The organism is Antrihabitans spumae (assembly GCF_043944905.1).
Classification (GTDB): Bacteria; Actinomycetota; Actinomycetes; order Mycobacteriales; family Mycobacteriaceae; genus Antrihabitans; species Antrihabitans spumae.
Window position 1 is genome coordinate 1 of record NZ_JBIMSN010000127.1, and the last position, 10,224, is coordinate 10,224.

At 63.9% G+C, this 10,224-nt stretch carries 8 protein-coding genes and 1 pseudogene; 2 read left to right on the forward strand and 7 right to left on the reverse strand.

The features are described from left to right. Positions 1-95: 95 nt before the first annotated feature. From ACHIRB_RS26030 to ACHIRB_RS26055, 6 genes are all read right to left on the reverse strand, one after another. Positions 96-1,112 carry a YVTN family beta-propeller repeat protein gene (locus tag ACHIRB_RS26030; protein WP_395127792.1) on the reverse strand — a complete coding sequence of 339 codons (1,017 nt, stop codon included), beginning with the start codon at positions 1,110-1,112 and terminating at the stop codon, positions 96-98. 1,028 nt (positions 1,113-2,140) lie between these two features. Beyond that, entirely contained in the window at positions 2,141-2,728 is a 588-nt protein-coding gene (locus ACHIRB_RS26035; protein WP_395126596.1) for a glycine-rich protein, read from the reverse strand. Further along, positions 2,653-3,000, reverse strand: a complete 348-nt coding sequence (locus tag ACHIRB_RS26040) for a hypothetical protein (protein WP_395126598.1) — start codon at positions 2,998-3,000, stop codon at positions 2,653-2,655. The genes ACHIRB_RS26035 and ACHIRB_RS26040 overlap by 76 nt, the downstream gene beginning before the upstream one ends. A gap of 549 nt (positions 3,001-3,549) precedes the next feature. Then, positions 3,550-4,824 carry a type II toxin-antitoxin system HipA family toxin gene (locus ACHIRB_RS26045; RefSeq protein ID WP_395127793.1) on the reverse strand — a complete coding sequence of 425 codons (1,275 nt, stop codon included), beginning with the start codon at positions 4,822-4,824 and terminating at the stop codon, positions 3,550-3,552. Then, positions 4,805-5,155 (reverse strand): helix-turn-helix domain-containing protein, encoded by a 351-nt coding sequence (locus ACHIRB_RS26050; RefSeq protein WP_395126594.1) that lies wholly within the window; start codon positions 5,153-5,155, stop codon positions 4,805-4,807. Before ACHIRB_RS26050 ends, ACHIRB_RS26045 begins: the two co-directional genes overlap by 20 nt. Before the next feature lie 230 nt (positions 5,156-5,385). Beyond that, the gene (locus ACHIRB_RS26055) at positions 5,386-7,281 is read right to left on the reverse strand and encodes an FUSC family protein (RefSeq protein ID WP_395126593.1); all 1,896 of its coding nucleotides are present in this window, start codon (positions 7,279-7,281) and stop codon (positions 5,386-5,388) included. Between the two features lie 317 nt (positions 7,282-7,598). Between ACHIRB_RS26055 and ACHIRB_RS26060 the strand changes: the two genes are divergently transcribed. Beyond that, positions 7,599-7,982, forward strand: coding sequence for a hypothetical protein (locus ACHIRB_RS26060; RefSeq protein WP_395112491.1), 384 nt, complete (start codon positions 7,599-7,601; stop codon positions 7,980-7,982). A 64-nt stretch (positions 7,983-8,046) separates the two neighbouring features. On the opposite strand, the gene ACHIRB_RS26065 is transcribed toward ACHIRB_RS26060, so the two are convergent. Beyond that, a complete protein-coding gene (locus ACHIRB_RS26065; protein ID WP_395126592.1) occupies positions 8,047-9,288 on the reverse strand; it encodes an IS1096 element passenger TnpR family protein in 1,242 nt (413 codons plus the stop codon). A 192-nt stretch (positions 9,289-9,480) separates the two neighbouring features. On the opposite strand from ACHIRB_RS26065, the pseudogene ACHIRB_RS26070 reads away from it, so the two are divergent. After that, positions 9,481-10,170 (forward strand): annotated as a pseudogene (locus ACHIRB_RS26070) (FAD-dependent monooxygenase); the annotation flags it as partial. Positions 10,171-10,224 lie beyond the last annotated feature (54 nt).

The window sequence follows — 10,224 nt, forward strand, 5'->3', positions numbered from 1 at the left end:
TCCAAGGTGGTCCCATGCTAGTGGCAAGCAGGTGGTCCCATCACCCTGGCAAATGACATTCTCGTATGCTGATTTGTCCGTGACACCCGAATGAATTAGGGAACTATCACCGACACCGAATCCGAGTCGTGGTCTGCAACGTAGATCGTGCGCGTGGCCGGATCCACCGCCACACCAGTTGCAAACCCGCCGACCGCGATGGTGGCGGTGACGGTGTTGCTGGCGGCGTCGATCACCGACACCGAGTCCGCGGAGCTGTTTGTGACGCAGACGGTGCGTGTGGCCGGATCAACGGCCACCGCATACGGTTGGTCTCCGATGACGATGGTGGCGGTGACGGTGTTGCTGGCGGTGTCGATCACCGACACTGAATCCGACATTTCGTTTGCGACGTAGACGGTGCGCGTGGCCGGATCCACGGCCACCGCAGACGGGAACTCTCCGACGGCGATGGTGGCAGTGACGGTGTTGCTGGCGGTGTCGATCACCGACACCGAATCCGAGACCGTGTTTGCGACGTAGACGGCGCGCGCATCCGGATCTACCGCCACCTGATCCGGTTGGTCTCCGACCGCGATGGTGGCGGTGACGGTGTTGCTGGCGGTGTCGATCACCGACACCGAATCCGAGTCGCTGTTTGCGACGTAGATCGTGCGCGTGGCCGGGTCCACCGCCACCCCACCCGGGCTATAGCCGAGGGCGATGGTGGCGGTGACGGTGTTGCTGGCGGTGTCGATCACCGACACCGAGCCCGAGCTAGTGACGTAGACGGTGCGCGTGGCCGGATCCACCGCCACCCCCCGCGGGAAGTCTCCGACGGCGATGGTGGCGGTGACGGTGTTGCTGGCGATGTCGATCACCGACACCGAACCCGATTCGCGGTTTGCGACGTAGATCGTGCGCGTGGCCGGATCCACCGCGACCCGACTCGGATTTTCACCGACGGGGATGCTGGTGACACTCCGGTCTCGGGTTAAGTACCAGGCTCCGAATGCGGCAGCGAGGATGAGAGCGGCGACGGTCACGCCAATCGCGATGACCGGCATCGTCTTATTTTTGTGTCCGGACCGCGGCTCCGACGGCGTGGTCGAGGCGGACGGATTCTCGTCCATCGCAGTCTCCTGTAGTCGCGGGAAATCTTTGTAGAAGGCTAATCGTCGGCATTGGCCCAGGAGTCCCGATTCCGCGATTGATCGAGTGGCAGGACATCAGAGGGTCTGTGGTGCGCCACCAGGCGCTGGGCCATTCGAATCGACCTACAGGGCGGAATTTGCATTTGACATGGCCAACTCAGTTCGACTCGGAACTCTGTGTCCGGAGGTGTAGCGGAAGTTGACGTTGACAATCTGCTTGTTCATGCGCCGATGCATTTGGCCGATGGTCGAGATGCTCGGTGCGGGTAGACGACCAACAGAGTCCACCGCAGGTTGGGTTCATGACCGTGACCGCCGCCTCGACTGGGCGGAAGATCGATCTGCACAATGACTCGACGGACACTTCAGACGACTCGTTCCGATTCGGTGTCGGCACCCCCTGAAATACCCGACGTCGTCCCGATCAACGAGAGCGAGCAGCAGGAAGGGGAACGCCATGGATGAAGCCAAAATGCAGCCAAAGGGTTGGACTTGTTGCTCTGGCCCATCCAACGGGTCGATTGGGGTCCTGCCCGACCAGGATTTATCGCATTTCGGCGGGTGCAATTCCCTCTGAAAAGCGGAAGGTGGCCGGTTCGATCCCGGCCCTGGCCACAATCTCTTCTCGCAAGCCAGGGCGCTCTTGGTCAGCTCGCTGCGATGGACTGGCAGTCGATCCGGTCTCGAAAATCAGCGGAATGTCCGCCATGCGTGACCGTCCGCCATTTCAGCAGTCGAAGTCGAGCCAGCCGAGCCAATGGGCCACGCGATCCAAGTCTGAATCGTAGGTGTGCGCGGTGATCATGTTGCTCGATGCGTGCCCCATCGTCACCTGAAGGACCGCGAGCCGCGAACACTACGGTGACGTTGTTGCCGGTTCGTCGTTTGGGCGTAGATGTATGCGCCTGGTTTCAGGTCGGCGTTTTCGACGTGAGTCCGGTGAGTTCGCCGATGCGCGCAAATGTGCCGATCCGGCTCAGCTCAGTGAGCAGAAGAAGCTCAGCAGTCTAGGCAAGCCGAGGCAGGACGATTGGCCGCCGATCTGGTAACTGATGACGACTTGTGGAGCAGCACCGGCCGCGGCAAGCGTGACTGATCCGCCGGGCGGGACCAGCGACGATCCACCGCCACCGCCGCCCATTTCGCCGCTGGGGCCCTCGGCGTCGTATCCGCCGCCGCCGTAGAAACCACCACCGCCGCCTCCCGCGTCGGAGCCGCCACCGGCACCGAGTACACCTGGCTGGCCACCTTGTCCCTCTCCGGGAGCGCCGCCGCCGGTGGCCGTGCCCGGCTGGCCCGCGCTCACCGGGTGCTGCGGTGCCCGCGTTGCCGCCAGGGTTTCCTCTACTGGTGAATCCGAGACCGGAAGCACCGCCGCCCCCGCCGGCGACCAGAAGTCGACTGGCGAGCGTGCCAACCGCGTCGGCGCTGGAAACCGTCCGGACGTCCGAGGCACCGCCGCCGAAGCTTCGATTCTGATTGGCGTTGCCGCCACCGTTGAACCCGAGAAAGCCCCCAACTACGACGAACAGCGTCGAACCAGCGGCCACGGGCACGGTGCCCGATGCGATCGCGCCGAGCCCACCGGGAAGCATGGTTTCGGATGCGCCCTGCTGCCCTGCTGCCCGGTGGCCACGACGCGCACCGACGTGACATCGGCCGGAACTGCGAAGCTCTGTTCGCCGCCCGTATATTCGTAGGTGCACGTGACGGTGCTCCCCGCCGCCGTGCAATTGGCTGGCAATGCCGGTGCGGCAGAACCGATTCCCGGCACTGCCACGGTGAACGCGCCGACGAGGCCGACCCCGCACATTCCGATGTAGAACCGTCGGGCATTGCGACCGATGTGACGAGACTTCACGGACATGGCGAACCTCCTGGGCTGAACCTGTCGCCAATTCGATCACACGCACAGGGCATTGGGGGCCACTTCGGACACGAGGATTCAGGCGGCGGAGAGCCACTCGACGATCTCGGCAGCGGCCTGGCCAAGGCGGCAGAAACGTCGATGTCCACGAGCAAGAGGACACGAATGTGATGTATCGATGTCGCGGCAGACGCTCGGTGCCAGTTCGTGCGGGTGCCAGGATGAGGCCAACGAGTCGGATCGAGCGGTCCAATCAGGCGCAGTCAGTCTGGTGTGACCAGCGCGAACACCGTTGTGCCGCAATTGCGTCCATCTTGAGGCGGTGGATCGCCGGTTCGATCCATCCCGGCCCTAGCCACCACCTCCGCGCGATCATCCATGTGACCGCGCAACTTTCAAGAACGACGAGCGAAATGGGCTGGCAACAGTTGAGGCCGCGTGATCAGGGGTCTCCGGGCTTTACACTTTCGTGCGCCTCGCGCAGGATCCGCGGGTCAGGAGACTTCCCTATTGGCGAGGCGCTTGTGACTGTGCGAGCGCCTTGTCTGGTCACCTCCCGGCGGTGTACCCGTAGGACGCGTGTGGATTCAGAATCTGTCTGTGCCACAGGAAGTTGCGCTGAGCTTTAGTCAGCTTGGCCATGTCTGCGACCTCCGTGAAGTCCTGTTCGATGACCGCGACCTGGGCGTCGATGATCTCGTGTGCTTCCGTGCTGGTCAGGCCGTACACCGGTGCAGCGGCTACGACCGCGGCGAATGAGCTGTTGCGGGTGCCCTTACGATCGAACGCCAGCGCCTGCGAAGAGGTTTCACCAGAGCGGATCTGAGGACACAGGTCGTAGGCCGGGGTCAGCTCCAAGGCCGTGCCGTCCCAGAACGCGGCGTGGTTGCGTGCGTGGTCGTCGTTGTTCCCGATGGCCACGTTGAACACGATCCGCTCGAACAGCCGGCGGCCGATGGCGGGGTCGGTGCCGGTGCGGCGAAGCACGTCGAGCAGATCCGGATAGGTGGCGTAGCGGCCCTCCATCTCGTCGAGCCCGAGCATCGTCAAGGCCGAAACGATGATGCGCCGACTGCCGTCTGCTGGGCGGTCGAACCGCTCGATGGCGAGCACGTCGCGACCGAGCGATTTAGTGAGAAACGATGCGGTGGTGTCGATTCCGGCTCGCCGGGCGAGTTCCAGGGCCAGCGCCTCTGCATTGACCACCGGGTATGGGTCCGACGCCGAAGAGAACTTGACGATATGGCCCCTGCCCTCGACGTCGATGAGCGCCTTGGGCCGGGCGCCTCCAATCGACGTTCCGCGCAGGAGCGCGGCACCCAACTCGTCGCTCAGTTCGCGCCCTTGATCCAGGGTGTCTGCCGCGGCGTGCAGTTCGTCGATCGATGCCGACGCCCCGCGTGGAATGTAGACCTCCGGACTGGCCTGGAAATCCAACCCGCCGATGCGATTGGATCCCGACTCGAGGAAGTAGGTGATCTGGTCCAGGTCGGCTGTATCGGCGTCAGGTCCAGCGACACCGTGCAGTCGTTCGAGGATCACGCGTTGGCCCCACGAATCAGGTCCGGCGTCGCGCAGCGCGGACGCAATCGACATGTTGGAGGGCGCAGCCTGCCAGCCAGGCCGCAGCGGGAGCTCGGGTTCGTAGAGGCTGATGGCGTCGTTGCGTTCGAGGTAGCTGCGGCCGTAGCCGAACGCGTATCGGCGGCCGTGGCGCTGAAACTGCAACCGTCCGGCTGGCACCGGATCGGTGTGGCTGGGGAGCCAGACCCACACGAAGGCGTCTCGCGGCACGGTCGGTGCCTCAGAAGTCGAGAGCGTCATCGGCGTCGGATCCCGTCGATCTTGGCTGATACTCGCGTGACGGGATCAGCGCCATCCGCTCCTCGCCGCGGCGACGAAGCCGTGCTCTTTCGTCGTCGTCGTCGGCGAACAACGGCACACCGAGTACCGACGCCGCGCTGAAAACGGTGCCGATGGAGACACCGGGTGCGCCGCGCTCGATCGCGGTGATGGTGCGAGGGTCAGCCCCGATGCGCATGCCAAGGTCAGCGGCCGTCCAATTCTTGTCGTGCCGAGCCGCTCGTATCTGCGTACCGAGCACAACAAGCGCGTCCGTCGCGGCGCGGGTCGGTGCGATCACTCGCTTTGCCATGTGACACCTACCTTAAAATGTCAGTAGATCTACTCTAGATACATTTTATCGTTAGCGTAGTGCTATTCGTGCCCACATTGGTAGCCCTCTTTCCCAGAATGGCCGCTACGGAATCATCCGCTTCTGATCAACGGTCGAGCGGTGCCGGAACTTTGCAAGGCTCGCGCGCGGAGCCCGTCGAACGCTCTTTCGGCCGTAGCCGACGGATCTACGAGCGAGAGATTGCTACGTCAAGCGGGGCCAACCAAACCTGACATACCGACGAGGGTGGCCCGCATTCGGACGAGCGGTCCATCTGCGTTCCCAATGTGTAGCAAGGCACTTCCTGGATGTGTGGCGCTGTGCGGCCCGAGTGCCATGATCGCGCCCGCGATTTCGTCGATCTCCGCCGCAGCGGGAGCGATACCTGTTTTCGCAACAGTGAATGCCAAGTCGGAGATATCGTCGGCGACGTCCTCGAGCGCGAGTGCGATCGGAAGTTCGGTACGGACCGTCGGGCTGAGTCGATTGGGTTCCAGCACCGCCGATTGGAGGTTCCGGCGTAGCCCGTGACTGTCGTCGTAGGCCCGACGCCGCAATGCGCCGAGTGCAAGCGGTTGGGTTTTCGGATCCGCGGCCGCCCGCAAATAAGTGACCGTCGAGCGTTTGGCGTTTTCCAGCGGCGTATGTGTGGCGAACAGCTTTCCCGGCCATAGCACGTAGCCGATTACAACCGCGACGGTGCAGCCGAGGAGAGTGTCGAGCAGGCGCAGTTCCGGGGCGAGTCGATTCACCTCCCCGATGCTCGCGCTCAGCAACGTCGACGACGTGATCCCGATGACGAAAAGTCCGTAGATCTTTGGTGCGGCCAGCGCGGACAGACCCATCGATATCGCAGCGCAGAGGGCCAGCACCCAGTCGTCGGGACCGGTCAGTAGGATCGCGGCGGCGACTACCGCTCCGATGATCGAGCCGGCGATCCGATTGATGACGCGGACGAAAACCGACTGCAGTTCGGGCCTCACGACAACGCCGACGGTCAGTACCAGCCAGAACGCATGATGTTCGCCGTGCAGCGCCGATGCTCCCGCCGTCGCGACTGCTACACACATCGCGAGACGTAGACCGGAGCCCAGCGAAGTGCGGTGCATCGCCGTCTTGATCGTCGAGCTGATGAACTGCGGAACCGTAGGGGGAGTAGCGGATTCAGTGTCATCGAGCGATGGGTGACGCGCCGGCGCGGTCAGTGCCGCGACAATCGGCGACAACCCCGGGTCCGGATGCGTATCGAATCCTCGAACGGCGATGACGCGGCCCTCGGCAACGTCGGCGGCCGCGCTTCGGACGATTGCACTCGCACCGGGCGGAGCCGGTGCGCCCTTCGCGTAAAGCGATATGACGACCAAGGTGACTCGCCTCGCCGCCTGTGCTGCCGCCTCGATAGCGTCGACGGCGTACGTACCACGTCGTAGGGTCAACCGATACGAGTAGAGCGTTGCCCTGCAAACGGCTGCCGTGTCCGCAAGATCGCGCCGCGCCTGGGTGCAACCGGGACCACCCAACGCGTCGAGGACCGCCGCATTGCTCGCGAGCAGAGCGCTGATATCCTGTCTCTCTCGCCTAGGCACCACCGTGATCGACTCGGCCGCGACGATCGCAGCCACGATTGCGGACCCGATCAGGTACCACAGGCACTGGTCGGTCACCGAGAGTGGAGAACCGCCGAACTGGCCGTATGCCGTACCCACCACGAGCAGCAGCGAGAAGGCTGAGAATGCCGGGTCGATCGCGGCAACCATTCCGCCGACCATCGCTACTGCGGCGGCAACAACCACCGCGATGGGCAGGGTATTCGGCGTCACCGAGCCGACGACGATTCCGATGACAGCACCGACCGCCTGCCCGAGCATCGCGGTCAGCCTTGCTCGATGAAACCCGCCTACCGCAAACAGGGTTGACATCGTGGCCGCAAAATAAGCGACACCGATCGACGCCGAATTACCGAAGGCAACACCAGCCAACGCGATGATCGCCGAGGAGACGATCGCGCGAATTCCGGTGCTCACCGCCCATGGCGCCGAGGTCGGTCGCAGCGTTTCCCACAAGCGGGGCACCGGAATGTCGTAGCGGCGAACACCCTCTGTCACACCGCGAATCTTGTCAGAGCGACACCGACGTCGGATGCCTTTCGATCGTCAGTTCCCAACCTCGGACTTCCGATGCGTTTGGCCCGGGACGTCATCCTGCGCGGACGTCGACTAGTCGGCCATTCCAGCGGTCGGTTCCAGCAATGCCGCGCTCGCGATCGGGATCGAACCCGAATAGCAGATGCCTTGTTTGCCCGATTTCATCGCCGCCGTACTCGGGCAGTGCCACAAACACAGCTGACAGCTGCGGCCGGCTTGTCCGCCAGCCCGGGAAGCGTACGTAAACCGCTCTCCGCCTGCGGCAGATCGGAGACCCCATGCGTACCATTCTCGCGCTCGCTGCGGCGCTGTTCATCGCGCTGACCAGCACCGGCTGTAGCGACAACGGCGGGTCGGAATCCGGGTCCGGCGACGGCGAGGACTCAGCACTTGCCGCGACCGCTGACGGGGGACTGCCAGACGGGGACTACACCTGCCGCACCTACGGCGGCGCCGGCGGCAACCTTTCCGTGACCATCGATGGCGGCGAGTACTCCACGAGCTCGGGCAGTGGCGAGTACTCGGTCGATGGCAGCGGGGAGGTCGAGTTCAGCTCGGGCCCGTGGGTCGTCTGGAACGGGGCGGTTCTCAGCGAGACCACCTTCGGTTTGACCGACGAGGAACCTGCCGACTTCTATAGCGTCACTTGCGAATTGGACTAGCCGCCCCAGTCCGAGATAGCGCCGGCATCGGCCACGCCACGGCACCGCTAAGGTGGCGTGATTCTCAGCCGACCCGAATGCCCTTATCTGCGAGTAACTCTCGGGCACGACCCATTCGGCGGTCAGTGGAGAAGACGTGCCACTGATCGGCGAGGCTCTCCCGGTCGACGAGGTCGCGGAACCGTCCGAACGCGCCCTTGCCCTCGATCGCTCGCCGCATCCGCTCTCGTAGTGCCCCGTCAGGTTGCTTCTCGGCGAAGTCCGCCATGTCCTGCCAGCCATTCCGAGAGCCGGTGCGGTGGAACTCCAGCCAGCGGTCGGGATCGTCCTCCACGTCGATGACGGCGTCCTCGCCGACCATGAACTCGTCGGTCTGGAGTTCGTCGATCACATCACCGGTGTGCAGGTCGAGGTAGCCACCGGTCGATTCGAGCTCACTTCCCTCCAACTCGGACCCGAAATACTCGAGGTCGACCGGCAACACCTTCTCGCCGATTGGTTCGCGGCGTAGACACGCGATGAGGTCCTTCTTCAGCACCTCGTCACCTGTGCTTGCGCGATCGGTCAGCCGATTGATCACCGACAACGCGACCGGCTCTGCCTGCTTACGTAGCTGGTTCAGCGCCATCGGTATGCCGGCGCCAACGATTTGCAGCGCGTCGTCGATGTCCCGCCCCTGTACCGCGGCGAGGAAGCGGGCTGCATCTTTGGTCGCGGTAGCCGCGCGCACCTCTCTGATGTCGAGAAGGACCGTCTGTGCAACGCCGGGCCACGCGTTCCGCAGCATCGGATGCGGCTGGGCCGGTCTGCTCGGCACATCGCTCTCCCCGTCGTCGTCGGCCCACCGGCGCCCGTACTGGTCCGGGATGGTGCCCCAGCCTCGGTAGGGGAGCGGACTGCGCGGCGCAATCCCCAACGTTTGCAGTGGGTCGATCTTGTCGTGGCCTACCGTGCAGCGGTGGGTCCAGTCGTCGCCGAGGTCGAAGATGAACTGGAACTCCGCTCCGAGTTCGACGAGCCGAGCAACCTTTGCCGTCTCGATGTCCACCGCCTCCGTCATGGGTCCAACGGGTGACCCAGCCAGGTCTTCGCCTGTCTCCTCGTCGGTGACCACTCGGCCATCCGCGAGGGTGAACATCGACAGGTGCGACCTGTCCCACCGGGCGAAGGCGTCGTTGATGGCATTCGCGAGGTCCATGAAGGTGTGCGACGGTCCGACCGCGAAAACTCTCCCGGGCCATGGCCACAGTTCCTCACCGCGCCCGCCGAGTAGTTCCACCGTCACCGACAACCAGGTACGTGCCATTCGTCGAGGATGGCATGCGGGCGTGGGCGCTGTCTGGGCCACGGGCGAAGATCGTGGTTGTCTTGCTCAAATCCGCCATTCGTTAGCTCGTTTCGGACGACTCCGTGGTCTTTCTTCTCTTGCCGACTCGACGTCAGCACACTCGCTACATACCCCGCAATCGAGCGGGCATCGTGATCGAGAGGCAGAGAGATGGTCACCTTCGACGACGGTGTCGCAGCCACCGAACTTCCGACGGGCACAGTGGTCGAGACCGACGTTCTGATCGTCGGCTCCGGACCCGCGGGCTCGTCGGCAGCGCTGTTTCTGTCGACCCTCGGCGTGCCGAACATCATGATCACGAAGTACCGGTGGACCGCCAATACGCCGCGCGCCCACATCACCAATCAACGCACGATGGAGATCTTCCGTGACCTCGGAATCGAAGACCAGGTCAACGCGGAGGCGACGCCGCACGAGCTGATCGGCGACACGGTGTTCTGCACGTCGCTGGCGGGCGAAGAACTCGGTCGCATCCTCGCGTGGGGCACGCATCCGAGCAGGCACGCGGACTACGAACTCGCCTCGCCATCGATGAATTGCGATATCCCACAAACGTTGTTGGAACCGATCCTGGTCAAGAACGCGACCGTCCGGGGAACCCACTCGCGCTTCTCGACGGAGTACCTCTCGCATACGGAGACTGCCGATCATGTCGACGTGCGTGTGCTCGACCGCCTGACCGGGGCGACCTACACGATCCGCGCGAAGTACCTCATCGGCGCTGACGGCGCGCGGTCGAAGGTTGCCGCCGACATCGACCTTCCCATGACGGGTCGGATGGACATCGCCGGTTCGATGAACATCACGTTCAAGGCAGATATCGCCCAGTTGGTCGGTCACTAGGGCACCATCCTTAGTGCGGGCCTGAAAGGGTTCGTGAATGGGACTCGGCGG

Excerpts from the sequence above, each read along its gene's own strand:
- ACHIRB_RS26030 (WP_395127792.1), bottom strand. The coding sequence starts at position 1,112 with ATGGACGAGAATCCGTCCGCCTCGACCACGCCGTCGGAGCCGCGGTCC.
- ACHIRB_RS26040 (WP_395126598.1), bottom strand. The coding sequence starts at position 3,000 with ATGTCCGTGAAGTCTCGTCACATCGGTCGCAATGCCCGACGGTTCTAC.
- ACHIRB_RS26050 (WP_395126594.1), bottom strand. The coding sequence starts at position 5,155 with ATGGCAAAGCGAGTGATCGCACCGACCCGCGCCGCGACGGACGCGCTT.
- ACHIRB_RS26065 (WP_395126592.1), bottom strand. The coding sequence starts at position 9,288 with ATGGCACGTACCTGGTTGTCGGTGACGGTGGAACTACTCGGCGGGCGC.
- ACHIRB_RS26045 (WP_395127793.1), bottom strand. The coding sequence starts at position 4,824 with ATGACGCTCTCGACTTCTGAGGCACCGACCGTGCCGCGAGACGCCTTC.
- ACHIRB_RS26060 (WP_395112491.1), top strand. The coding sequence starts at position 7,599 with ATGCGTACCATTCTCGCGCTCGCTGCGGCGCTGTTCATCGCGCTGACC.
- ACHIRB_RS26035 (WP_395126596.1), bottom strand. The coding sequence starts at position 2,728 with ATGCTTCCCGGTGGGCTCGGCGCGATCGCATCGGGCACCGTGCCCGTG.